Here is a 26,579-nt window from a genome sequence, read left to right as displayed (position 1 = left end):
CCATCCTATCATGACAATTCAAGAAATGCTAGTCTTGTTTGATCATTGTTTGCACTGGTGACATTTTTGACCAGGGCGTCCATTCATAGTATGCCATACCTTCCTGATCTGTTCGAAAAATCCTTATATTTTCTTGTTTTAATGTTTCTTCAGTTTCACCATGAGGATGCTTAAAACGGTTGTTCCGCCCACATGAAATGATTGCTTCACTAGGCGAAATTTGTTTGATAAATGAATCATCCGTTGATGTTTTACTTCCATGATGTCCGACTTTTAAGCTGTCTATTTTTAGATTAGGATAGTTTGCAAGCAACTGCCTCTCACCTTCCTTTTCCAAATCTCCAGTAAACAGAAAACGTCGATCAGCTATTTTTGAATAGATGACTAAAGAATCTTGATTTTCTCCATTGCCTTTAGTCGTTGGTGCTAGAACTTTTAGCGCTATTGAGCGACCGATCGTCTGACCTGCTAAAACAGGATAACACTTAACACCCGACTGTTTTAAAGTATTCAACATCCTTTGAAACAATTGCTTATTTTCCGTACCTGCTGGATAATAAAGAGCTCGAATCGGGATTTTTTTGTGGATTTCTAAAAGATCCCCGCAGTGATCCAAATCACCATGACTGATCAACACTTTATCTAAATACTTTACCCCTTTACTTTTTAGAAAAGGGACAACTGAATAGTCAGCATTAGATTTTTCTTTATTTCTTATTACCCATTCCTCTTTTTCAAACATCAGTTTACCACCAGTATCGAGCAAAATATTTTCTTGATGAAAAGGGGTTTGGATAAAAATACTATCTCCCTGACCAACATCAATAAAAGCGACTGTTCCCTTGGGGAAAATGTATTTACTTTGAAGTAATAACAACAACAAAACACCAGACCAACAAGCTTTTTTTGGATCTATAGGTAAACGGTCCAGCAAAATCCCTAATGAAAGAAAGACTGCTATCAATAACCAAAATGAAAAGTGACCTATAATGATCGTAAATGTACTTGTATGGCTCAACCACTCAAAAACTTTTTGTTGTAAAAGAAAATAGGATTCTAATCCAACAATCAAAAAATCGATCTTGATAAAATAAGAACTAATAAAACTAATGGTCAGGATAGGTAAAATCATGTGTTCAAAAACTGGCAACATCACAAATGTAAACACACTCCCTGTCAACTGCCACTCAAAAAACGAAAGCCCCAATAATGGAACAATCGCAATATTCAAAAGTAATGAAAAACAATAACTTTTCAAAAGACTATGCTTGATAAATTCAACAATCGGCTGTACAAAGAGAATCAAAAAAGACAAACCATAACTCAGTTGCCCACCGATCGTAAACAATAAATATGGACGAACAATCAAGCCTATCATCAGCGTTAAACTCCAGCAATCTAATCTGGATAATTGCCAGCGAAAGTGCTGGTTAGCCAAGACAATCGAACTTTGGACCAATGCACGTACTACACTGACAGAAAAACCAGTAAATCCTGCATAGATCAATGCAAAAAACAGTTGTAACCAAAATAATTTTTCTATAGTAAGTCCAGACCTTAAAAATAAATACCTAAAACTACCGATAAAAAATGCGACATGCATTCCTGACAAACTAAACAAATGAAGAATTCCTAAATTTGCCAAAACAGCTTCTTTTTGGGAAAAATCACTAGATCGATACCCAAATAATAGTATTTTTACGTGTAAAGCAGTTTCTTTCATGAAAATCTTCGAGCAATGATCAATCGCTTTTTTTCTATTGCTGCTGATCCACGACCTGAAGTCATACCATCGAACAGGTTGCTCTGAAATACTCTGGATACTTTTGATTGTCACTGTTTGGTAAATGCCCTTTGTCCTCAAATAGTTCTGATAATCAAAGCCATGCAAATTGGTTTGCGCTATAGGCGTTTGAACTGTTCCTGTCATATGCAACTGTAATGGTTGTGTATGCTCCATCCAACTTTCTTTTTCCAGTTTTGAGGAGAATTGATAAAAAGCAACGATTTTTCTGCTAAGCGTTTTAGAATAAAATTTTCCTTCTAATTGAAGACGGTCTCCATCAATGTTCATTTTATCAGACAAAACACTAAGTGTACCAGAAAGTTCGGTTTCTTCTGCAAATTTTTGCTGTTTTTCATTGTTCAATACCCAAAAACAGGAGATGATCGCAATAACCGTACATAAAAAACTAACAGCGATGATCACCCGATTTCGAGTTGCAGCAATACGCCAACATAAATATAGACACATCAAACCTGACGGCCAGTTAAATTCTATAATGAGAAATACAGATCCTATTACTAAAAGTACTGGAAATATCCAGTGATTATTGATCTGCTTGAGGTGCTTCGTCCATTGAAGCAAGCTCTTCTCCTAACTGTAATTCGGCAAAATATTTCTTTGAGAGAGTGACTTGATCCACACTTGCACCAACCTGTTTGATCAAATCCAGTGCATAAGGATCATTGCGATAATCCTTTAAATAATGAATTTTTTTGATTCCAGCTTGTAAAATCATTTTCGTACATTGCAGGCAAGGAAAATGGGTCACGTAAATTTCTGCGCCTTCTGTAGGAATACCAAATTTTGCACATTGCAAAATAGCATTCATCTCTGCATGGATCGTTCGGACACAATGCCCATCTACAACGTAACAACCGTCATCTATACAATGAACATCTCCACTAACAGAACCGTTGTACCCTCCAGCAATAATTCGTTTGTCTCTGACGATCGTCGCCCCGACTTCTAGTCGAGTACATGTACTTCTTAAAGATAATAATACGCTTTGCGCCATAAAATATTGATCCCATGGAATCCGTTCTAATGTCATTTTTGTGCTCCTTCTTTATATACTAATGTCTATCTCATTTTCAAAATAATTTGCTGTTGTTTAAAAATAATAGTCTAATACAAATAGTAAATTATAGAAAAACTCCCGTCAAGAATCTAAGCGATATATTCTAAAAATACTTCGCATAATCGTGTACTTTTAATTAAGCGCTATATTGTAATGGCCTCTTTTAATCGTTCAAATGTTTTTTCACCAAATCCAGAAATATTCTTTATTTCCTCTATTGATTTGAAACCGCCATTTTCTTCCCGATAGCGAATGATTTCCTGTGCCTTTTTTAGTCCAATGCCTGATAAGGTTTGAAGCTGTGACTCATCCGCTAAATTGAGGTTGACCTTGGATGCTGCAGCCACATCTTCTTCACCGGTCATATTTTTTTTGATCGGAGGGTCTTCTCCTTCGAGCGGTACATAGATCACCATTTGATCCGTAAGCTGTTCAGCAAAGTTGACCTGCTTGGTATCTGCCCCTTCCTTGAAACCGCCGGCCAGCATGACTGCATCCCAGACTCTCATGTTCATTTTCACTTCATACATTCCTGGTTGCTTAACTGCGCCTTTTATATCGACATATAACTGCCTTTGATCATGAGCTGATTCAGATGACATTATTTGTTGAGTTGAGGAAACATCCGTCTGAAAATCTTCGTCTATTGCTTCAATCGGCTTTTTTATCAAAAATAAAAGAACACTACAACATAAAAGCAGCCCAACTCCTCCTGCAATCAAGTAATACTTGTATTTACTGATGATCTCCTGGTAATTCATTTTTTCCCTCCTTCATCTATAAAATACGCATTATTTTTCATTTTCATGATAGAAAAACAAAAAGTCCATCGTATAATAAAGTAAGAAGGTGATAAAACGTGGAAAAGGACATTATTACACTATTGATCGAGAGGGATTTTTTAGGGTTGGAAAAATTCATCGATGCATTTGGAACCGATATCATAAAATGTATTCGCTCCATTTTGAATCATCCGAAAGAAAAAATATATCATAAGGAAACGGAAAATGAAGTTTTTTATCGTATTTGGCAGAAGATCGCTACTTACGATGCGAAAAAGAGCAGCTTGAAAACTTGGGCAATGACGATCACCCGAAATATTTGCCTTGATAAAAAGCGCCAGATCATTCGCGAACAACAAATAATTCCAACTGAACAGCTGCCAGAGACTTTGTTAGAAGAAGACTATTTTGAGAAAGAACAGTTTTTAGATCTACTGAACTGTTTAAATGGAGAAGATCAATTGATCTTCTTAAGATATTACTATTATCAAGATTCACCTAAAGAAATTGCGAAGGATTTGGCAATGGATACTTCTCAAATATACAATCGTTTATCTCGCGGGAGACAAAAACTTAAACAATCTATCCAACAATGATCATACTAAATACATTAGGAGGAGTCATCATGGTAAATCTATTTAAATCTGCCGTGAACCAAGTCAACACTGAACTGAACAAGCAACAAAAAAGAGACTTATATAATCAAACTAAAATGTATATTTTTCTGCAAAGCTTTATTGATCAGCTAAAAGAACAATTGAATGAAGGTGAAGAAATCAGTGCTTACTTACCACTAACTTCTGACGGAGAGAATGTTTCTGCTGTCGGTAGTGGCTTACTAGGGATGTATCATCCTAGAACTGAGGCAGCCAAAGCATATTTAAAAGAGTTCAACGATCTTCGCGGGAATCGTGTTCTGATTTTCACCAATCAGCGGATGATTTACACCACTATCATTGAATTTCTCGATCATCAACCTTTATTCAGCTATCCTTATGATACGATTAAAGCAATCACTCTAAAGCAAAATAGAGTCTCATACTTCAATTGGAATGGTCTCAAACCTACACGTTCTTTTCTTTCAACTTATACATTTGACTTTGAGTCAGAAAACCATATTTTCTCAGAGTTATTAAGTGAACGGGATGCAGATATTTTGAAACGACAGTTAACAGAAATTCCATTACTGAAAACGATTCTCGTGACAGAAAATGTTTATCGTAAAAAACGTTTTGACCAAGTCGTTAATAACCCTGTACTTGCCTATCGTTTTATTCTCTATTTTTCTATCGGAGCCGCTGTTTTATTTCTATTCTTTTTAGCTTTAGGAGGTATTTTTCATCTTGGACCAGCAAAATACCTATTTGATTTCGGTTCCTCTTCAATGCTTCATCCTTCAGTTGTTGTTCATTAAAAAAATAGAGACTAAATCAAATTCGAGGTTGATTTAGTCTCTATTTTTTTATTTTTCTTTCAATGTTTCAAGGTAGTCTAAAGCGTCTTGCACATTTTTTACAGGAACGATCTTCATTGATGTTCCTATTTTTTTAGCAGTAGCTTTCGCTTCTTCGTAATTTGTTTTGATTTTCGGCTCTGCTTCTTTCATTTCTTTTGTGATTTCATCATCAGGAGCAAAGAAAATATCTGCCTTATTTTTACTTGCGGTCACTACTTTTTTATCAATTCCGCCAATTCTTCCAACGATGCCGTCTGTATTGATCGTCCCTGTTCCAGCGATTTTATAGCCCTTACGTATACCTTTTTGTGTTAACTGTTCATACGTTTCCAGTGTAAACATTAAACCGGCAGAAGGACCACCGATATCACCAGAATCGATTTCAACGGGAATCGACGAATCGATTTCTGTATGATCGGTCAAGCCGATACCAATCCCTGCTTTTTTATCGGTCGATAGTTCAATCAGCTTACCTGTTGCTTCTTTAGCTTTTCCATCTTGTAAATAACTAACAGTAACTTCTTGACCAACCTTTTGTTTTTTGACATATGTAACAAATTCTTCGCTACTTTTAAATGTTTTCCCATCGATTCCTGTTACAGTATCACCAACAGAAATTTTTCCTTTGAAACTTGAATTATCTTCAATAGCTAGTACATAAACACCTTTGAATTGCATATCATATGGTATATTTGCTAACTTTAATGCTTGTTCGATTGCTGCATTTTTCGACGAGTCCATATAATATTGCTGAATTCGCTCATATTCACTGTTGGTACTTGATCCCATCAGGTCTTTCTTACTCACTATTTCTTGAAAATCAGAAAATGAAGCAGTTATCAAAGAAGCTAGAGTAGCTTTACGGACACCTACAGTGGTTAAATAAAATGCTCCTGGTTCTGTATCTTGTTTATTATCAACAGACACAAAGTCTTTCAAATTTTCTGTCGTTCCAGGTCCTTCAATATAATAAGGGATCGGAAAAATCATGGCAATGATCAATACTATGACAAGCACAAATGGCAGCATAGATTTTATAGATATTCTTTCTTCCTGTTCATTATTCATTCATCTTCAACTCACGATTCTTTTGATTTAGCGCTTCATTAACTGGCTTTGGCAAATAAGCAGAAACATCGCCTCCAAATGTCAGCACTTCTTTTAACAAACTGGAGCTAATGTGTCCATATGTTTCATCTGCCAGTAAAAATACTGTTTCTATGCCGGCAGCCAAATGATGATTCATCATAGCAATATCTTTTTCATACTCGTAATCTTTCACATTTCTAATTCCACGGATCAAAAAGTTTGCTCCCAGCTCAGCAGCACTTTCTACAGTCAACTTGCTTTCTTGTGTAACAACTTCTACATTTTCTAAATGCGCTGTCGATTGCTTGATCAATAAGAGCTTTTCTTCTAAAGTAAATAATGCCTTTTTATTTGTATTCACAAAAACACCGACAATGACTTTATCAAAAATCTTCGTACTGCGCTCGATCAAATCTAAATGACCATTTGTCAGCGGATCAAAACTTCCTGGAAAAAGTGCAACTCTACCCATCATTTCCCTCCTATTTATAAATCGTGATTTGAGTAATACCATAGATCACTTCTCGTGTCTTGGCTAAAGGACCAATATTTTCGGGAAGTGTTACTGATTTATCTGTTTCACAGACGATGACTGACTGTTCACTCAATAATCGATAGGATATCATCTTCTCGATTTGCTTTTCTATTTCTTGTTTTGCATAAGGCGGATCTAGTAAAACTAAATCAAATACACGTTGCTCTTCTTTGAGAAAATCGATTGCTTTATTTGCGTCCATTTTTTTTATGATAAATTTTTCTGGTTCTTTAGTGATCGCAATATTTTCTTGAATAATTTTGATTGCCGCAAAATTTTTTTCAATACAGATTCCCAGATCCATTCCCCTAGAGACTGCTTCTATTGCCAGTCCACCACTTCCAGCATATAGATCTAACACCACACCTCCATCAAAATAAGGGCCAATCATATTGAATATTGATTCTTTGACTTTATCTGTTGTTGGACGTGTGTGGTCGCCATCCAATGCTTTCAAACGGCGTCCACCGTACTCTCCAGAAATCACGCGCATGTCATTTAACGCTCCTTTACTTATTTCACTATTTCCTTAATAGTATACCAAATATACAGAAAAAAGATGAAAAATGTTTGACGTTCGTGCACATTTTTCATCTTGATTTTTAGACATTTTCAGCTAAACGAATTTGGGTATTTAGTTCCTCAACTTCAAATCCCTCTTCTTCTTTATATTGATAGGCTGCTTTTGTCCCGATTTTTTCTGCGAAGTTCATTTCCACGTCTGGTCTGTATGACCGTTCAACTTTACGTACAAAATGAAGTCCGTTGATTTTTGCTTCTGATGCTTCGATATCTTCTTCATTCATATAGATAACTACATACTTCATACGTCGTGAAACATAGTGTATCAAACCAAAACGTTTTAATGTCCTTAGTTGCTTTAAGCTATATACCCATACAACTAAACAACGACGTTTTTGAATATTCAGTTCTTTTTCCTCGTTAACTTGCATGACAACTACCTCCACAACCTGAGTGTTTTCCTTTTTCGAAGAATGGATTCCCAGCGTCCACTTTGATGTCTTCAGAAATCGTTTTAGCAACTGAAAGTCCGATTACATCCAAAATCGTTTGCACTTCTGTCTCGGAAAAACGGAACTCCGCTACTTCTTCACTCATATCCAGTGCTCTCTTTGCTTGTCGCACAGCACGCTGCTTTGTTCTAAAATCCGGTGCATGATTTCCATAAGGTTCAATTCGTTCAAATGACTCCTTAGCACTCAAAAAAGCCTTTTGTTTCTCCATGATATCCTGTGAAGTATACATTGCTTCTCGATTTTTCTTATATAAAGTAATACTGTCACTTGCCAAAATTGCACTAACAAGATTCTCTACCTGATCCTCTATTTCAAAAAGTTTTTCTGTAATGATCATACTTATTCACTATCCTCTGTCTGAGATATTTCTTTTTCAGTCTCTTGTATTAAGACTAACATACTTGCTTTAGAGAATGCAACGCCAATGTTTTCATTTCCTTCATGGGCAAAACGAGAATGATAGAGCGAATCAGAAAACCATGAAAGAACAGTAAAGGATGGATCGTAAATCGGTTCTGTGTACATACCAGTCGTATTTTTTTTGTCCATCTGTCCTAATTTCAGCAATTTTTGGTATTCATCATTAGACAAGACAAATGTCTCAGTTGCGCTCAATTGTTCTTTACTGAACTGCCAGTTTTCCAATCGTTCAGCGGAAAAGATATTCTTTTGCTGCTTAGGCAAAAGCTCAAAAAGTTTTTGAGCATTCTTTTGACTTTCAGTTGAAATAGCGTATGTTTCAAGGTTTTCTTTCATTCTCAATAAATTGATCGTACGAATGACCTGATTACTTTTGATTGGATCAAATCCGGTCAATTGATTTTCAGGTATTAAAGGAAGTGCTTCCCCTTCAATCAATTGATAGGGCATCAACGTCAATAACGATTCCTTATCAAGATAAACCACTGCAGCAAGTTCGCTATCTCCTTGATCGAAAAACAAAATAGCGAACGATTGATTATCGAAAGCAATCAGCGGACGATAATTCATATCTTCTTCCATCAACTCTATGTTATAGTTTGTTTCTTTATATGTAAAAGCAAAATCTGAATAGATCGTCATCCGTTCTGAAACATCTGATAAATTCATTCCAATCGAAAATGGCACTAATTCTTTTGAATCGTTGAACGCTTTGATCATCGAAATTTTTTCATTTTGGACATTCACTTCTAGATAGTCTGCATCTTTTTCTCCGTAAGTCCATAGTTCATAAGGCATACCTGATGGTTGTTTTTCAAGAGGTTCGCCGAATTTAGCAACAAATTCCGATATCGGCTTACCAACATACTCCGCATATCCAGAAGCAGGAAGCTCTTCATATGGCAAAGCAGTATGGGAGACGTTCTGTCTCCCAAAATCATCTGCTACTTGCTTCGGTTTTTCAGCAGGAAAAAAGACAGGCTCTAAATAGCCAATCGTTAGGACTACTAAAAATACGCCCAAGAAAGCTAAAAATCGTCTCATCTTTTTCCCCACTTTTCACTTATTTTTCGCTGACTTCTATTAAAAGATCTCCAGAACTGATTGCTTCACCTTCGACAACATAGATATGTTCTACCTCGCCATCGAAACGTGCTTCAATCGTTGTTTCCATTTTCATTGCTTCAGTGACCAGTAAAGCATCACCTTTTTTGACCTTATCACCTTTTTTGACTAGCACTTGAAGTACAGAGCCAGACATCGTTGCACCAATCTGTTCTTTGTTCGTCGGCTCAGCTTTTCTTTTTGCCTGAATCGCTGATTTAACGGATGTATCTTTTATGACAACTTCTCTACGTTGCCCGTTCAAGTTGAAGAAGAGCACTCGATTTCCTTCAATATCAGGCTCACCAACTTCGTCTAGACGAATGATCAATGTTTTTCCTTTTTCAATTTGGACTTCTACTGATTCACCTTGACGAATACCTTGGAAGAAGGTTGGCGTATCCAACAACGTCACATCTCCAAAGTTTTGATAAGATGTACGATAATCTAAAAATACTTGCGGATACATCAAATAGCTTAAAATCTCTTCCAATTTAGGTTCATAGCCAATCAGTTCAGCCAACTCGTCCTTAACTTTATCAAATTTTACAGGTGCCGCTAAGCTTCCGGGTCTTTCTGTAAACGCTGGACGGCCTTTTAAAATGATACTCTGAAGCTCTTTTGGAAAACCACCAACGGGTTGACCTAAGTCTCCTTGGAAAAAAGTGACTACTGATTCAGGGAAGCTCAAGCTTTCTCCATTAGAGAAAATATCCTCTTCTGTTAAATCATTTTGTACCATGAATAGCGCCATGTCTCCAACAACTTTTGAAGAAGGTGTTACTTTGACGATATCGCCAAACATTTGATTCACTGTATGATACATTTTTTTGATGTCATCCCATTCATGACCTAACCCAACTGCTTTTGCCTGTTGTTGTAAGTTAGAGTATTGTCCACCAGGCATTTCATGCATGTATACTTCTGTTTGCGGTGCATTCAATCCATTTTCAAACGGTTTGTAATACATACGAACATCTTCCCAGTAATGATTGATTTTTTGAGCATTATCAACATTGATATCAGGTGTTCTTTCACCATTGACTAAGGCATAATACAGACTGCTCATACTTGGTTGACTTGTTGCGCCACTCATTGCACTAGTCGCAACATCCACAATATCAACACCAGCTTTTGTTGCTGCAGAATACGTGATAATGCCATTCCCGCTAGTATCATGGGTATGCAAATGTATAGGAAGATCCGTTGTTGCTTTCAATTCACTGATCAAACGGTAAGCAGCTTGTGGTTTTAGTAATCCAGCCATATCTTTGATTGCGATGATATGAGCGCCCATTTGTTCAAGCTCTTTCGTCATGTTTTTATAGTATTCAACATTATATTTTGCTCTTGAAGGATCATTGATATCGCCGGTATAGCAAATAGCGGCTTCAGCGATTTTTCCAGTATCTCTAACTGCTTGAATACTTTTTTCCATTTGCGGAAGCCAGTTCAAGCTGTCAAAAATTCTAAAAACATCGATTCCTTGTCTTGCTGATTCTTTGATAAACTCTTCGATCACATTATCTGGATAGTTTTGATATCCTACTGCATTCGAACCTCTAAAGAGCATTTGCAGTAATGTGTTTGGCATCAATTTACGAATCTTGCGAAGTCTCTGCCACGGATCTTCATTTAAGAAACGATAAGCAACATCAAAGGTAGCGCCCCCCCACATCTCACTTGAGAATAATTCAGGTAGACCTTCTCCTGTCAGACGAGCAATTTCTTTAAAGTCCTGTGTTCTCACACGAGTCGCCAGTAAGCTTTGATGGGCATCACGGAAGGTCGTATCTGTTAATAGTACATTTTCCTGTGCCTTGATCCAATCGATCACACCAGAAGCGCCTTTTGCATCTAAAATATTTTTAGCTGTGACGTAGTTTTCACGTAATTCTAAGTCAGTTGGAATCCGCGGTGCATCAAAGTATTTCTTTGTCGATTTTTCTACACCTGGGAAACCATTGACTGTTACTTCTCCAATATATTTCATCGTTTTATTTCCACGGTCTCTCAACTTAGGAAATTCGAATAATTGCGGTGTGTTATCAATAAAAGTCGTCTTTGCTTCCCCCGATTGAAATTCAGGATGACCAATAACTTTATGAAGGAACGGGATATTTGTTTTGACTCCGCGAATTCTGAATTCACGTAAGCAACGCTCCATTTTTTGAATCGCTTTATCAAAGGTAAAACCATGCGTACAAACTTTTACTAAAAGTGAATCAAAGTAAGGTGTTACCACCGCACCAGAGTATGCATTCCCTACATCTAGACGCACACCAAATCCGCCTGGCGAACGATACGTATCGATTTTACCTGTATCAGGCATAAATTGATTCAACGGATCTTCTGTAGTGATTCGACATTGAATCGCTGCGCCGTTCAATGAAATATCTTTTTGTTGTGGAATTTTCATATCCTTATGCAAATCAAGCCCTTGTGCAATTTGCAGTTGAGAAACTACGATATCAATATCCGTGATCATTTCTGTAATCGTATGTTCCACCTGAACACGAGGATTGACTTCGATAAAGTAAAATTGATCCCCTTCAACTAGGAATTCAACCGTACCTGCATTGATATAGCCAACATGCTGCATCAATTGGACAGCAGCATCACAGATTTTCAATCGTTGTTCTTCGTTCATCGAGATACACGGTGCAACTTCGACTACTTTTTGATGACGGCGCTGAACAGAACAATCGCGCTCAAATAAGTGAATAACGTTACCATGGCTGTCGCCTAGAATTTGGACTTCTATATGTTTAGGATTAGAGATATATTTTTCAACGTAAACCTCATCTGAACCGAAAGCTGCTTTAGCTTCACTTTTAGCCCGATCATAACCTTCTCTCGCTTCTTTTTCATCATGAGCAACACGCATTCCACGACCGCCGCCGCCTAATGCTGCTTTGATCATGATCGGAAAGCCATGTGTCCGACCAAACTCTAACACTGCATCAACAGTTTGAACAGGACCATCCGAACCCGGAATCGAAGCAATACCTGCTGCAACTGCGGCTTCTTTCGCTTTGATCTTGTCACCAAATATGTCTAAGTGATGTAAAGAAGGACCTACGAAAATCAATCCTTCCTCTTCACAACGACGAGCAAATTCTAGATTTTCTGAAAGAAAACCATAGCCTGGATGGATCGCATCTGCTCCAGATTTCTTGGCAATGCGAATGATATCTTCCATATCAAGGTAGGCTTCAATTGGTTTTTTCCCTTTACCAACCAAATAAGCTTCGTCAGCTTTAAAACGATGTACTGAATATTCATCTTCCGCTGCATAGATTGCCACTGTCCCGATGTGCATCTCCGTACAGGCTCTAAAAATTCTGATTGCAATTTCTCCACGATTTGCTACTAAAACTTTTTTCATTCCTTCACTCCTACCTTTTTATTCAGCTAAACATCATTTATAAAAATTAGATTCTATTTAACTGCCTTCATTTTTATTGATTCCCAAATAATTGGTATTCTTGGGTCATTTTTTGTTTTTTCTCATCCGCACTGATGTTCAGCACAAAAGCAACCGCAATGGAGATGATCAATAGACTATTTCCTCCATGACTGAGAAATGGAAAAGTAATCCCAGTTAGTGGAATCACACCTGTAATTCCGCCTAGGTTGATGAAAACTTGTAATAATAACATCGAACCAATACCAATACACATTAAAGAATTGAATGGTTTTTTCGAACGAACACCAACTAAAATAATTCGCGCTATCATGAACATCAAAAGCGCTAAAATGATCAGCGATACAAGCAAGCCTAACTCTTCGATTGTGATCGCAAATATAAAGTCTGAATGTGCTTCTGGCAAAAAGCCTTTTTTCTGTATACTATTTCCTAGTCCTTTACCGAACCAGCCGCCATTGTTGATGGCATAGTATGAATTCGCTAATTGATGTCCCGCATTACGTTCATCCGTAAATGGATTTAAAAAAATCGCAAAACGTTTGTAAACATACTGGTATTTCGCAGGAATAAACGCACCTTTACTTAAAATCAACGCTTCAATAATAAAAATACTTCCTAATATCCCTGCTCCTCCAACCACATAGGTATACATGTAATTCACACCGCAAGCTAAAATCATAATGATCGCAATCAACGTCAAAATCGCTGCATTACCAAGATCGGGCTGGATCGCTACAAGGGCAATCAAAAAACCAACTAAAAGCATTGGTCTGAACACAGCTTTTTTAAACTCTTTGTCGATATACTTCTGTCTTCTACCTAAAATGTAAGCTAAATACCAAATGATCATGATTTTCAAGTATTCAGCAGGCTGCATAGAAAATCCGCCTAAATATAGCCAACCGGATGCACCATTGATCGTTTTCCCTAATGGCGTAAACTTAACTGCCAATAGCAAAACAGAAATCACAGTAATGGCTAGCATAATGAAGCCTTTATTTTGAAAAACAGCGGTTTTCATTTTGTAAATAAAAAACATTGCCACTAAGCTTAAAACCCAAAACTGCAGTTGAGAAACGACCATACTAGTCGGCGGTTCCCCTTTTGTAACTAACAGTGAAGAAGTCGAACTATAGACCATGATCAGGCCTACTGCACTAAGAACCAAATATGGAATCAAAATGCTATAATCTAACAGGTGCCGCTTTTTTATCTTGTTTGGCAAAGTTTAGACCTCCTTGCCAATCTCTTTTTTTTCTTGTGTTTCCTCATAAACATCACTATATAATTGATTAAGTTCTTTCTCTAAATCACTTAATAATTGGTGTCCTTGGGTCGAACTCAAAATGCCAAGACGAATCGCATAAGTCACCTGACGAGAAAAACCATACATTTGCGTATCAACGACTTCTTCAAAAGCCTTACATTGGGAAATACATAAACTATTTTTTTGATTACGGATCAGCATCATGATCCTTTGTGCGTCATCATTTAACAGCTGAATCGCGAACTCTTTTGAAATGGATTCCATGTGCACTAAACCTCCCATCTTAATTATGTAATTATAGCATAATTTAGCTGATTATTAACAGAAATTTTCTGAAAATCACTTGTTTAACTCTTTTTTTAATTTTTAGCAAATTCGAATGAAAAAAATCTCATTTTTCTCTTTGTTTTTCTAAGATCAGCAAACATATCAAGCTTGCTCAAATAATCAATGAGTTTCTTCTAGAATTTTAGTTCAATCCATAAACGATTACATAATATATTACATAAACCCAGCTTAAAAGCCCATGAAACACCGCCCAAATGATACTATGCCAATTCACATAAGAAATGACCATCGCCAAAGCACAGCCAAAAGATATCCCAGCTTTTGCACCATCTTTCATATTGATTCCTCCTAGTCCATTCATTTATTACGATGGAATAAGAATCTTTCCATCTGATTTTAACCAATCACTTACATCGATTTTTTTGATCAGAAGATATTCTCTTGGAATCTTTGGTTCCGATAACAAACCAAATTCACTCGCTTGCTGATAACCATAGCGGTTATAATAAGCAGGATCACCTACCAAAATGATCGCTTTCTCTTTCGCATCTTTAGCCGCTGCCTCGGCGGTTTCCATAAGTCTGGCTCCCACTCCTTTATTCCTTTGGTCTAATCTCACTGCCAAAGTAGCTAATAGCAGCAATTTGCTTTCCTCTTGTTCATTTTCGAAATGAAGTCTTGTAAGCATGATATGTCCTACGATTTCGTCATTACACTCAGCAACGTATTCAAATTGAGGTAAATAATCCAAACTTTGTCGCAGACGTTGTACAAAATGATGCTCATCACCATCTTTAACTTTTGCCGTTTCGAAGGCCGCTTTGATGAATCGATCGATCTTATCAACATCTCGTTCTTCCTTCAAACGAATAAACATCTCATCGCCTCCTTCAAATCGTTATGTATTTAAATTCTTTCTACTTATAGTAACAGAATCTATTTTAAGAATCCATCAAAGACACTGTCCCATTTTATTCATTTAAAAGCTTATACAAAGAGATTCTCATAAGTTAGAAGCATTCGCTCTAACTTTTTGAGAATCTCTAATATAACATGTGGATGGAACAGAAGCGTCAAGCTTCGGAAACCAAGTCCTTCAATTCTTAGTATCTTTGATACTTAGAAATTGATATGATCGAGGCATAGCGTAGTGCTGCTTCTGATTCCACCGTTTATCGATATTTAAAGAGCTTAGTATATCACTCTCTATTTTTTCATGTCAACAACCATTCTACCTTTGATCTTACCTTGCTCCATTTCTTCAAAGATATCATTCACTTCATGTAAACAGCGTGTTTCTACAACAGGAACAACTTTTCCTTCCGCACCAAATTGGAAAGCTTCTTCTAAGTCTTTACGAGTTCCAACTAGTGATCCTACGATTTGAATGCCATCTAAGACTGTTTTCACGATTTCTAAATCCATTGTTTCCGGTGGAAGCCCAACTGCAACTACTTTCCCTGCCGCCCGAACGGAGTTCACAGCTTGATTGAATGCAACTTTGGAAACAGCTGTCACAACTGCTGCATGTGCGCCACCGATTTTAGCTTGGATCCACTCACCAGCGTCTCCGTCTTTTAGCGGATTACACACTAGATCTGCACCCAGTTCTTTTGCAAATTCTAATTTGTCATCGTTGATATCGATTGCAATTACTTTAGCGTTAAAGACATTCTTTGCATACTGAATAGCCAGATTTCCTAAACCGCCGATACCATAAATAGCGACCCATTGTCCAGGTTTTACTTCCGACACCTTGATTGCTTTATAACAAGTAACGCCCGCACAAGAAATACTACTTGCTTGAGCAGGATCCAATCCCTCAGGCACTTTTACTGCATAATTTGCTTTAACGATACACTGTTCTGCCATCGCTCCGTCAACTGAAAAACCTGCATTTTTTACTTGACGGCAAAATGTTTCACGACCGGTTATACAATACTCACACGTGCCGCATCCTTCAAAGAACCATGCGATACTGACACGATCGCCGACTTTTAGATTATCTACATCAGAAGCAACTTCTTTAACGATCCCGATCCCTTCATGTCCTATGACACGTCCTGGCACTTCGCCAAAATCACCATGAGCAACATGTAAGTCTGTATGGCAGACACCACAATATTCAACATCCACCAAAGCTTCTCCTGCTTCAAGCGGTCTTAATTCTACTTCTTTGATTTCTACTTTTCCATTACTTTCTTTTGTTACAACAGCTGCTTTCACACGATCACTCCTACATTTATTATTAATAGTAATATTTACATTTTACCATGTACGAAATCGATTTAAAAGTCAAATGATAAAATTGTTCATCATTTTTGAAATTTTGTTCAAACCACATAATAAAAAAGGAAAATGAATCATTTTGCACGATTCATTTTCCTTTTTGTAATTGTATACTTTAATTTTTAGATTGCTGTTGTTGCACCGCGATATACGATTCCACGACGAGGGTCAACTGTGATCAATTCACCATTTTCAATAAGGTTTGTTGCATCAGCTGCACCAACGATAACAGGAATATCTTTGGCAATAGCAACTACTGCTGCATGAGAAGTCAATCCACCTTCTTCAACCACTAAAGCAATAGCTTTATCGATTGCAGGCATGTAGTCCTTATCTGTTGTTTTCACAACTAATATAGAACCTTCAACAGCGTTCGCCACTGCTTCTTCAGCAGTATTTGCAACTACTGCTTTAGCAATAACTGAATCTTCGCCGATTCCTTGACCTTGAACTAATTTTGATCCGATCATTTGGATCTTCATTAGGTTTGTTGTACCTTTTTCACCGACTGGAACACCTGCAGTGATGATGATTAGATCGCCTTCACTTGCAAAGCCTTCGTCTTGAGAAACGTGTGTTGCTAAGCTGAACATTTCATCAGTACTTGCTGGTTTTTCTGCAACTGTTGCATAAACACCCCAAGATAATGATAAACTGCGTGCTTTTTGTTCAGTAAATGTGATTGCAACGATGTGTGCTTTCGGACGGTATTTAGAAATCATACGTGCTGTATGTCCTGATTCTGTCGCTGCAACGATCGTTTGGATACCTAAGTTACGCGCAGTATGTCCAACAGATTGGCCGATTGCTTCTGTCATATCTGTTTTGCTGTATAGTTTTAATGCAAATGAATCTTGGTTGATCAATGCTTCTTCCGTACGAACTGCGATGCGAGCCATTGTTTGAACTGCTTCTAAAGGATAATCCCCAGCTGCTGTTTCACCAGAAAGCATTACTGCATCTGTTCCGTCATAAATAGCGTTAGCAACGTCGTTTGCTTCTGCACGAGTCGGACGAGGGTTACGTTGCATAGAATCCAACATTTGTGTTGCAGTAATAACTGGTTTACCTAAAGCATTGCATTTTTTGATCAATTCTTTTTGAACAACAGGAACATCTTCTGTTGGGATTTCAACACCCATATCTCCACGGGCAACCATTAAACCATCAGAAACTTTTAGGATCTCATCGATGTTGTCGATCCCTTCTTGGTTTTCGATTTTAGGAATGATTTGGATATGCGTTGCATTTTCTTCTTCTAAAATTTTTGTGATTTCTAGAACGTCTGTTGCACGGCGAACGAAACTTGCAGCGATAAAGTCAACGCCTTGTTCGATACCAAAACGGATATCAGCGGCATCTTTATCAGTGATTCCTGGAAGATTTACAGAAACACCAGGTACGTTAACACCTTTTTTATTTTTTAGTACGCCTTCGTTTTTAACTAATGTAACGATTTCGTTTGCTGAGCGGTCGATATCTGTTACTTCCAAATCGATCAAGCCGTCATCTAAAAGAATATGTGAGCCGACGTTTACATCATCGATTAATTCTGGATAAGTAATTGAAAATTTTTCGTTTGTTCCTAAAACTTCTGTCATAGAAAGACGGACAGTATCACCTGTTTTTAGAGTGATTGCGCCATTTTCCATTTCGTTCGTACGAATCTCAGGACCTTTTGTGTCAAGTAAGATCGCAACACGTTTGCCAGTGATCTTAGCAGCCTCACGAATGTTTTTGATGCGGTTGCCATGTTCTTCAAAGTCACCATGTGAGAAGTTCAAACGGCAAACATTCATCCCTGCATTCATTAAGTTTACTAGCATATCAACGGATTCACTAGCTGGTCCGATCGTACATACGATTTTCGTTTTTTTCATTACCAAACGCTCCTATTCCAATTTTGTTTATACATTATGAAGATTTATCTATTTTCCTCAAGGTTTCTTTAAAATATTGATTAGAAAGAAATCTCTTGATTTAAATCATAAAGTGATAAGTCAGGTTTATGTTTGTGGTTTTCAAGTGTATCAACGATATCAGCTGAAACGACTTGGTTATCCAGCATACCGATACATTGACCGCCCTTGCCGGCTTTCAATAATTCCACTGCATATGAACCAAACTTACTTGCCAATACACGATCACGCGCACTTGGAGAACCACCGCGGACCACATGTCCTAAAATAGACACACGAGTATGGAAATCACCATGTTCAGAAAGTTTTTCGGCAAATTCATTACCGCCCATTACGCCTTCTGCTAAAATGATCAAGCAATGTTTCTTCCCGCGATCACGACCTTCTCTGATTCGTTTAGCTACATTCACCATGTCAAAGTCATGCTCTGGAATGATGATTTCGTCTGCACCACCGGCAACTCCAGACCATAGCGCGATATCTCCTGCTCCACGACCCATTACTTCGATCACGAATGTACGTACGTGAGAGGTAGCAGTATCACGAATGCGGTCGATTGATTCCAATACAGTATTGATCGCTGTATCAAATCCAATCGTAAAATCAGTCCCAGGAATATCATTATCGATCGTACCTGGAATTCCAACAGCAGGGAATCCGCGTTTTGTCAGCGCCATTGCACCATGATAAGAACCGTCACCACCGATAACGACCAAACCTTCAATGCCGAATTTTTTCAATTGTTCGATCCCTTTTAGCTGGCCTTCTTCTGTTGCAAATTCTGGATAGCGGGCAGAGTAAAGAAATGTTCCCCCACGTTGAATTTTATCGCCAACATCTGCAATATCCAAACGGCGGATATCACCAGCCACCAAGCCTGCAAAACCGTAGTTGATCCCATAAACTTCGATTCCGTCATAAATCCCTTTACGTACCACTGCACGAATTGCAGCGTTCATTCCTGGGGCGTCTCCCCCACTGGTTAAAATACCGATACGTTTCATTCGTTCTTTCACCTCATAATAATATACTTTTAAGCTGCAACAGGTTTTGTCACAGTTATTAATACTCAAAAATATTACGTCACTCATTTTACCATTAATAGTGCAAAATGTCTTGATTTAAGAAGAAAAAATTGAAAAAAGATGAAAACAATTAGTATTATTTACCGTAAATCATTTGAAAACGACATTTTCAGCTCCTAAAATCTCTATCAGCTGTTCTTTTACCTCAATCGTCTCAGTCAACCAATTTTCTTCTCCTAGAACTAATTTTTTCCCATCTTTTTCAAAATAAATAATTACAGGTACGTTTCCTTTATTTTGTTTGAGCAGCTGGTTCACATTGAACAAGATGTCTTTTTGATCTTTTTCTTTTGTTATTTTCAGATAACAGGTTGTTGCACTGATACTTTGTTCGATCTCACTGGCTTTTTCGATCCTATTGACTAGCAACTGCAGTTCTTGATTATAGTTACTCTTTTCTACTTTTCCTTCAACAAAATAAACCTGATTCTGCTCCACATTTTGCCTTAACGATCTAAAAACAGTTGGAAACAAGGTCAGAGACAATGACCCCGTCAGATCATCTCCTTCAACAAAAGCCATCTGCTCACCCTTTTTCGTGCGAATCACACGAACATCCTTGACATAAATCAGCAAACGGGCAGCTTGATTTTCCACGACATCACTGATTTGCATTGTTTGTTTAGCAATTCGAGTCTTTTTGAATTCTTCTGTTGGATGTCCTGACAAATAAACACCTAAATATTGTTCTTCCTGCTCTAATTTTTCTTCAAGTGTATAGTCGGCTACTTCTACTTCTTTCAATTTTAGTGTTTCTTCTAAAAGATTCATGCTCCCGCCGCTATAAATAATATTTTGAATTTCACTATCTAAGCTGACCGCTAGCTGCCTTCTATTTGGCTGCAGTTCGTCAAAGGCGCCAATTGCGATCAAAGGTTGAATATTTTCTGCCTTCAGCCACTTACGGTCGATACGTAATAAGAACTGATCGAATGATTGAAAGACACCTCGTTCTTTGCGTTCCTGTAAAATATTTTGAATGAAATCTCTTCGTATGCCTTTTAGAGAGCTGAAACCAAACATGATCTGATCGTCTTTGGTCAAATAAAAACTATATTGGCTCGTATTGATCGACGGCTGTAGTATCGTTACTTTATTCTTTCTTGCTTCTCCAATATATTCTTTGATTTTATTGGGATTGTGCCGAACAGAATGCAAGATCGCAGTATAGAAAGCTCCAGGATAATGAACTTTTAAATAAGCCATTTGAAACCCAATAAAAGAATAAGCAAAGGCATGAGACCGGTTGAACCCATAATTTGCAAAGCGTTCAATATAGTCATAGATCATATTTGCCGTTTTTTCATCGTGTCCTTGATCGATAGCGCCATCTACAAAATGTTTTCTTTCTTCATCCAACACATCTTTCTTCTTTTTACTAACAGCTCGACGTAAAATATCCGCTTGCCCTAAACTAAAACCAGCCATTTGGGAAGCTACTTGAATGATTTGTTCTTGATAAACAATGATTCCATAGGTATTCTTTAAAATCGGTTCTAAGCTTGCATCAGGATAAGTTAATGGTTCCAACCCTTTCTTTCTGCGAATAAACAGATCAATATTCTGCATGGGGCCAGGTCGATACAATGCATTGACGGCAGCAATATCTTCAATACTTGTCGGTCCTAATTTTCTTAATACATTTCTAATTCCTGCTGATTCAAATTGAAAAACACCACTCGTTTCTCCACGTCTGAAAAGTGCTAATGTCTGTTCATCATCCAAAGGAATTTGATTCAGTATGATCTCTTTTTGATAGACTCGCTTAACTGTTTTGATCGTATCATCCAGAATGGACAAATTTCTCAATCCAAGAAAATCCATCTTCAACAAACCAATTTTTTCAACATCATTCATCGTAAATTGGGTAAGCAAAATATCGTTTGTTCCAGGTTGTAACGGAACTAATTCAAGTAAATTCAAATCGCTGATGACTACTCCGGCCGCATGAGTCGATACGTGACGCGGAAGTCCTTCCAATCGTTTAGCTGTATCGAATAATAGGCGGTTCGTTTCAGATGAATTGACCAGCTCGACTAATTTTTTCGATTCTTCATAGGCAGTATTCAACGTCATTTTCAATGCATTTGGCACTGCACTTGACCAACGGTTCGATTCACTTTGCGAAAGCCCAAAGACTCTGGCAACATCTCTTAAGACCATTTTTGCTGCCATTGTACCGAAGGTCGCGATTTGTGCCATGTGATAATGTCCATATTTTTCCCGAACATAAAGCAGTACTTCTTCCCGGCGATTATCTGGAATATCTAAATCGATATCGGGCATCGAATGTCTTTCAGGATTTAAAAAACGCTCAAAAAGCAAATCATATTTGATTGGATCAACGTCTGTGATCGACAATACATATGAAACAAGCGAGCCAGCAGCCGATCCACGGCCAGCTCCCGTAACGATTTTTCTTTCGTGGGCAAATGCCATAACATCCCAAACGATCAGGAAATAGTCATCAAAGCCCATTGTATGAATAATGTCCAGCTCTTTTTCTAAACGTGCTTCATAAACAGAAGAAAATCCTGGTACTCTCTCCGGAAGCTTTTTTAAACACAATTCTTTTAAAAACACCCCAGCATCTTGTCCATCAGGAATTGGATAGTGTGGTAACAATCGTTGATGTAAAGGGATTTCTAAAGAACATGAGGCAGCTATATATTCTGCATTTTCAAGAGCAGTTCTACCAATTTTCACCTCAAGCTGTTTTGCCGCGTCTTCTTGGTTTCTTAAGAAATATGGACCATCGATCTTTGTTTCTTCCACATTCAACGACATCTGTTGACCTTCATCGATATGTGTTAAAACATTTAGAGCAAAGCCGTCTTCACGATGTAAATAGCGCGTTTCTTGTAAAGCGATCAGCGGTTGTTTTTGATTTGTATAGAAGTCGAACAGTTCAGGATCTGATTCTGGATTGCTGGTAAATGATGCTCCTATATAAAAAGAATCATCATCAAATAATTGCACTAATTGAGCCAGCGTTTCCGCCCCTTCTTGTTCACCTCTTTTAAAAGCTGCAGTGACTTCACCAGTATCTGAAGGCATCACCACATACAAATGAGATAAATAGTCGCTGACTGATTCTATATAAAAAATTTTTTCGCCTGTCATTTTGGCCGTTGAAATTTGCATTAGATTTTGATATCCTTGAATATCTTTTGCATACAAAAGAAGTCTAGCTGCTTGTTCTGCTTTTTGGGGAGTATATTCTAAAGTTAAACCGATGATCGGTTTGATGGATTCTTTTTTACACGCTTCATAAAACTCAATGGCTCCGTGCAGCACATTGATGTCTGCGATCCCTAAGGTCTTGTACCCTAGCTTTTTAGCTTGTCGAACAAGTTCCGGGATACGTATGGTACTAGAAAGCAAGGAATAAGAAGTAATCGTATTTAACTGTGGAAAGCGCATAAGACATCTCCTTTTCATATTGTCATTTTAAATCAACATTGTCACTTTCAAATTCTTTACATTTAGAAAAATTGTGCTAAACTAAAAGCTAGAAAAGAGGTGTGAGCCATGCGTTACATTCTTGTATTGTTGTGGTCCTTTATACTAGGTCAAGTCGTGGGTTATATCGGCGGTGCCTTAACAAACGGAACCTATGATTTCATGTTAACAACTATTATATCATTGATTTGCGGTTTTGTTATTCTGTTGATCGGCCAATTTGCACTACCGAAAAAAGAGACGACAAAACAAGTGCAATAAATTATTTTTTATTCTTTTGATATCAATCGATAATAGACGATCGATCCAACCAAATAGTAAAGTATACTCTCGATTATACACTGTTTGATTGGCTCTGTCGTCTATTTTTTGTATCCTCATTCTCAATGATCTAGTGGCTAACGGAATGGTTTTTTACTTAATTTTTCGTTGTGATAAAAATAAGCAGCCTAACCAATCAGACTACTTAATCAACTATCTACACTGTTTTGATTCATCTTTTTTTCATCTATGCATTTTTCTTCAAAAACCACTTCTTGATAGTTATAATTTCTTCGTTAAAATTTTTCGAAAATTAAACAAAGATAGACAAATATTTCCAAAGACAAAGCAGGCGGTCACAATGAAAACAGAACTATAGCCCATCCCGTGCGCCACAGTCGATCCAATCATCGGACCTAATACTTGACCAAAATTACTAAACATTTGATTGTAGCTATAAATCCGGCTCACACCCTCAGACGGTGTAAGCTTACTGATCAGTGTATTGATCGACGGCATTAAAGCACCTGTTGAAAATCCTAAAATGAAACGTAGCAGTCCTAATTGAAAAGGTGTTTTAACAAAGGCCATTGGGATGTAGCAAAGCAGTGACAAAACCAGACCTGCTAATAAAACTTTATGATTACCGATCTTATCTCCTAGCTTCCCTAAGATCGGTGATGAAATCACAGCAGACACTCCTGCTACTGAAACGATCAAACCACTGACAAACAAAATGTTCCCTGTATTGCTGCTCAACGAACGAATGTACAGCGTTAAAATAGGGCTGATACTAGTTACGCCAATTTGCAAAATCAGTGTTGTAATAAATAAGCCAATCAACACAGATACATGATCCATTTGAGCAAAAATCTCCTTTGTGCTCAATAGATCTTTCTTCTCTACTGGCTTGAAATCTTCTTTTACCATAAAAACAGTCAACAACGTAGTGATCAGCAAGACAACTCCTGTAATGATAAAGACATTTTCCATACCGAACCATTGAGCTAATGCGCCGCCAAACGAAGGACCGATCAATGTTCCAGCTACGGCACCAGTCGACAACGTTCCTAAAGCCCAGCCACTTTTTTCTCTAGGCGCCTGTGAGGCGATCATTGCTGTCGCGTTTGGGATATACCCTGATAAAATCCCATTAAAAAAACGCAAAATCAATAGCCAATAAACATTTGGTACAAAAGCTAACGCCCCCATTGTGATCGTCATACCAGCCGCAGCCCGGATCATCATCAACTTCCGTCCTTTACGATCTGCTAAATTCCCCCAAATCGGCGCCACGATCGCAGCAGCAAAAGCTGTAACCGAAATCGCAAGTCCCGAAAATAATTCTATCTGACTTTTTGGAGTGCCAAGTTGTTCCACATAAACAGGAATAAAAGGCATGACCAAACTAATACTGGAACCCGTAAAGAAACACCCCAACCAAGCAACCATCAAGTTCTTTTTCCAATCAATTTTCATATCCGTTTACACCTCACAAGTTCTTCACTATTAACTATACTCCAAAAAGTGTAATCTCTCAAAAAAATTTCAGCAAATAAAAAATAAAAGAGCGAAACAAAACTAAAAAATCAGTTTTGTTTCGCTCTCTAAATCCATACAAACGGTAAGAAAAAAGCAGCTCCTTCTTATTTCTTGGAACTAAAGACTTTTGTCTTAGCCTCTAAATCAAGTCTACAAAATCGCTAAAATAATAAAGTTCAAAATAAATAATGCATTTACGATCCAAAGAATCGGTGAGATTTCTGCTATCTTTCCTTTTGCTACTTTTACGACCACATAAAAGATAAAACCAGCTGCAATACCATATGAAATGCTATAGCATAAACCCATGAAGATCGAAGCGAAAAATGCAGGAATTGCTTCTTCTAAGTTAGTCCATTCAATATCTTTGAAGGAAGCTAACATCATTACCCCAACAAGTATCAATGCTGGCGCTGTTGCTTGGGCAGGAACGATCGCAATCAGTGGTGAAAACAAACTGCTCAAAGCAAACATTGCAGCAACTACTACTGATGTCAAGCCAGTCCGTCCGCCAGCACCGATCCCAGCTGCACTTTCCACGTAAGTCGTCGTATTTGATGTCCCGAAAACTGCACCGATCGATGTGGCAACAGCATCCGCAAACAATGCTTTATCCATTTTCGTTGAGAATCCTTTGCTGTCTTCTAAAGCCAGTTCGTCTTCTTTTGAGAAAATTCCCGTGCGGCGTCCAGTACCAATAAAAGTTCCGATCGTGTCAAAAGTATCAGATAGGCTAAACGCGATCACCGTCATCAATACTTGAGGAATTTTTGAGGCATCACTAAACAAAGACTGCATTCCTTCTGCGCCAAATGCGGCACCAAATGTTGTCTTCAATTCTCCTATTGAGTTGCCTAAAGAATTTTGCTGCCAGTTGATAGCAGATAAATCAACCACACCTAACGGAATTGCAATGATCGTTGTTGCAACAATTCCGATCAAAATAGAACCGCGAACATTCAACACAACTAAAACAGTTGTTAAAACCAAACCAATAACGGCTAAGATAATTTCAGGATTGTTGAAGTTTCCTAACGCAGGAACAATACTATCGCCATTCACTGCACCATTTTTCGGCTCAGCTTGTACAGTAAAATCCAATAATTTCGCATTTTTGATTCCCACATAAGCCACAAAAATACCGATCCCGCCACCGATTGCATGCTGCATACTTTCTGGAATTGCTTTGATGATCAATTTGCGGATCTTGGTCACTGTGATCAAAATATTGATCAGCCCGCAAATAAAGACCATTGCTAATGCTTGCTGCCATGTATAGCCTAATCCAAAAACAACTGTAAATGTAAAAAACGCATTTAAACCCATTCCCGGTGCTTGTGCATATGGAACATTTGCAAAAAGCCCCATGATCAAAGTACCAATGATCGATGCAATGATCGTGGCTAAAAAGACTGCCTGAAACGGCATTCCTGTTTGTGATAAAATGGATGGATTTACAAATAAGATATAGCTCATTGCAAAAAATGTCGTTACCCCAGCCATCATTTCAGTTGAAACGTTTGTCTTGTTTTCCTTCAATTTGAAAAACTTTTCCATTTACTTATGTCTCTCCCTTTTCTCGATCCAAGTTCTTCACTTTTCAGTCAAGGCTTTTCTCTTTACTCAATATATCTCAGGAAAATGATTAAATCAGACGATAAAGCTGATCAATATAATAAGTGCTCGTTCTTGTTTCCTGATGAATACTTATAAAGTATAAGCTAGAAAATTTCGTTTTTCAACAAATTA

Annotated in this window: 23 protein-coding genes; 3 read left to right on the top strand and 20 right to left on the bottom strand. The window is 37.7% G+C overall.

The window, feature by feature from the left end; translation table 11 throughout:
• Positions 1-28: 28 nt before the first annotated feature.
• The 3 genes from H3T55_RS06495 to H3T55_RS06485 form a co-directional block, all read right to left on the bottom strand.
• The gene (locus tag H3T55_RS06495) at positions 29-2,254 is read right to left on the bottom strand and encodes a DNA internalization-related competence protein ComEC/Rec2 (protein ID WP_225550131.1); all 2,226 of its coding nucleotides are present in this window, start codon (positions 2,252-2,254) and stop codon (positions 29-31) included.
• Positions 2,255-2,330: 76 nt separating this feature from the next.
• The gene (locus H3T55_RS06490) at positions 2,331-2,837 is read right to left on the bottom strand and encodes a ComE operon protein 2 (protein WP_207114543.1); all 507 of its coding nucleotides are present in this window, start codon (positions 2,835-2,837) and stop codon (positions 2,331-2,333) included.
• A gap of 170 nt (positions 2,838-3,007) precedes the next feature.
• Entirely contained in the window at positions 3,008-3,625 is a 618-nt protein-coding gene (locus tag H3T55_RS06485) for a helix-hairpin-helix domain-containing protein (protein WP_225533841.1), read from the bottom strand.
• A gap of 98 nt (positions 3,626-3,723) precedes the next feature.
• Between H3T55_RS06485 and H3T55_RS06480 the strand changes: the two genes are divergently transcribed.
• Complete coding sequence (locus H3T55_RS06480) at positions 3,724-4,242, top strand: sigma-70 family RNA polymerase sigma factor (RefSeq protein WP_225533840.1); 519 nt, start codon at positions 3,724-3,726, stop codon at positions 4,240-4,242.
• Positions 4,243-4,271: 29 nt separating this feature from the next.
• Positions 4,272-5,060, top strand: coding sequence for a hypothetical protein (locus H3T55_RS06475; RefSeq protein ID WP_225533839.1), 789 nt, complete (start codon positions 4,272-4,274; stop codon positions 5,058-5,060).
• Between the two features lie 48 nt (positions 5,061-5,108).
• Here the strand turns inward: H3T55_RS06475 and H3T55_RS06470 are convergent, their stop codons facing one another.
• From H3T55_RS06470 to dnaE, 15 genes are all read right to left on the bottom strand, one after another.
• Positions 5,109-6,170 (bottom strand): SepM family pheromone-processing serine protease, encoded by a 1,062-nt coding sequence (locus H3T55_RS06470; protein WP_225533838.1) that lies wholly within the window; start codon positions 6,168-6,170, stop codon positions 5,109-5,111.
• Positions 6,163-6,663, bottom strand: coding sequence for a pantetheine-phosphate adenylyltransferase (gene coaD / locus H3T55_RS06465; RefSeq protein WP_225533837.1), 501 nt, complete (start codon positions 6,661-6,663; stop codon positions 6,163-6,165). The genes H3T55_RS06470 and coaD overlap by 8 nt, the downstream gene beginning before the upstream one ends.
• A gap of 10 nt (positions 6,664-6,673) precedes the next feature.
• Positions 6,674-7,219, bottom strand: coding sequence for a 16S rRNA (guanine(966)-N(2))-methyltransferase RsmD (gene rsmD / locus H3T55_RS06460; RefSeq protein WP_225533836.1), 546 nt, complete (start codon positions 7,217-7,219; stop codon positions 6,674-6,676).
• A 109-nt stretch (positions 7,220-7,328) separates the two neighbouring features.
• The gene (locus H3T55_RS06455; protein ID WP_225533835.1) at positions 7,329-7,679 is read right to left on the bottom strand and encodes a YlbG family protein; all 351 of its coding nucleotides are present in this window, start codon (positions 7,677-7,679) and stop codon (positions 7,329-7,331) included.
• The gene (locus H3T55_RS06450; protein ID WP_225533834.1) at positions 7,669-8,100 is read right to left on the bottom strand and encodes a YlbF family regulator; all 432 of its coding nucleotides are present in this window, start codon (positions 8,098-8,100) and stop codon (positions 7,669-7,671) included. The genes H3T55_RS06455 and H3T55_RS06450 overlap by 11 nt, the downstream gene beginning before the upstream one ends.
• 2 nt (positions 8,101-8,102) lie before the next feature.
• Positions 8,103-9,227, bottom strand: coding sequence for a CAP-associated domain-containing protein (locus H3T55_RS06445; RefSeq protein ID WP_225533833.1), 1,125 nt, complete (start codon positions 9,225-9,227; stop codon positions 8,103-8,105).
• Between the two features lie 19 nt (positions 9,228-9,246).
• Entirely contained in the window at positions 9,247-12,675 is a 3,429-nt protein-coding gene (locus tag H3T55_RS06440; RefSeq protein ID WP_225533832.1) for a pyruvate carboxylase, read from the bottom strand.
• Positions 12,676-12,748: 73 nt separating this feature from the next.
• Entirely contained in the window at positions 12,749-13,942 is a 1,194-nt protein-coding gene (locus H3T55_RS06435; RefSeq protein WP_087640256.1) for an FtsW/RodA/SpoVE family cell cycle protein, read from the bottom strand.
• A 3-nt stretch (positions 13,943-13,945) separates the two neighbouring features.
• Entirely contained in the window at positions 13,946-14,248 is a 303-nt protein-coding gene (locus tag H3T55_RS06430) for a YlaN family protein (RefSeq protein WP_087640257.1), read from the bottom strand.
• 205 nt (positions 14,249-14,453) lie between these two features.
• Positions 14,454-14,609 (bottom strand): hypothetical protein, encoded by a 156-nt coding sequence (locus H3T55_RS06425; RefSeq protein WP_225533831.1) that lies wholly within the window; start codon positions 14,607-14,609, stop codon positions 14,454-14,456.
• A gap of 27 nt (positions 14,610-14,636) precedes the next feature.
• Positions 14,637-15,149, bottom strand: a complete 513-nt coding sequence (locus tag H3T55_RS06420; protein WP_225533830.1) for a GNAT family N-acetyltransferase — start codon at positions 15,147-15,149, stop codon at positions 14,637-14,639.
• A 329-nt stretch (positions 15,150-15,478) separates the two neighbouring features.
• Positions 15,479-16,498 carry an alcohol dehydrogenase AdhP gene (adhP, locus tag H3T55_RS06415; protein WP_225533829.1) on the bottom strand — a complete coding sequence of 340 codons (1,020 nt, stop codon included), beginning with the start codon at positions 16,496-16,498 and terminating at the stop codon, positions 15,479-15,481.
• Positions 16,499-16,683: 185 nt separating this feature from the next.
• Positions 16,684-18,441, bottom strand: coding sequence for a pyruvate kinase (gene pyk, locus H3T55_RS06410; protein WP_225533828.1), 1,758 nt, complete (start codon positions 18,439-18,441; stop codon positions 16,684-16,686).
• A gap of 80 nt (positions 18,442-18,521) precedes the next feature.
• Positions 18,522-19,484 carry a 6-phosphofructokinase gene (gene pfkA, locus H3T55_RS06405; protein ID WP_087640261.1) on the bottom strand — a complete coding sequence of 321 codons (963 nt, stop codon included), beginning with the start codon at positions 19,482-19,484 and terminating at the stop codon, positions 18,522-18,524.
• A 171-nt stretch (positions 19,485-19,655) separates the two neighbouring features.
• Complete coding sequence (gene dnaE / locus H3T55_RS06400; protein WP_225533827.1) at positions 19,656-22,988, bottom strand: DNA polymerase III subunit alpha; 3,333 nt, start codon at positions 22,986-22,988, stop codon at positions 19,656-19,658.
• A gap of 108 nt (positions 22,989-23,096) precedes the next feature.
• Between dnaE and H3T55_RS06395 the strand changes: the two genes are divergently transcribed.
• The gene (locus H3T55_RS06395; RefSeq protein WP_087640263.1) at positions 23,097-23,288 is read left to right on the top strand and encodes a YjzD family protein; all 192 of its coding nucleotides are present in this window, start codon (positions 23,097-23,099) and stop codon (positions 23,286-23,288) included.
• 282 nt (positions 23,289-23,570) lie between these two features.
• Here H3T55_RS06395 and H3T55_RS06390 read toward each other — a convergent pair whose 3' ends face one another.
• Both H3T55_RS06390 and H3T55_RS06385 read right to left on the bottom strand, forming a co-directional pair.
• On the bottom strand, positions 23,571-24,767 hold the full coding sequence (locus H3T55_RS06390) for a multidrug efflux MFS transporter (RefSeq protein ID WP_087640264.1): 1,197 nt from the start codon (positions 24,765-24,767) through the stop codon (positions 23,571-23,573).
• A gap of 213 nt (positions 24,768-24,980) precedes the next feature.
• Positions 24,981-26,387 carry an NCS2 family permease gene (locus tag H3T55_RS06385; RefSeq protein WP_225533826.1) on the bottom strand — a complete coding sequence of 469 codons (1,407 nt, stop codon included), beginning with the start codon at positions 26,385-26,387 and terminating at the stop codon, positions 24,981-24,983.
• Positions 26,388-26,579: the final 192 nt, after the last annotated feature.

The organism is Enterococcus sp. S22(2020), assembly GCF_020295385.1.
In the GTDB taxonomy this organism is placed as follows: Bacteria; Bacillota; Bacilli; order Lactobacillales; family Enterococcaceae; genus Enterococcus_L; species Enterococcus_L dunnyi.
Note: the sequence above shows the minus strand (reverse complement) of the source record. Positions and strands in the feature narration are given on the sequence as shown.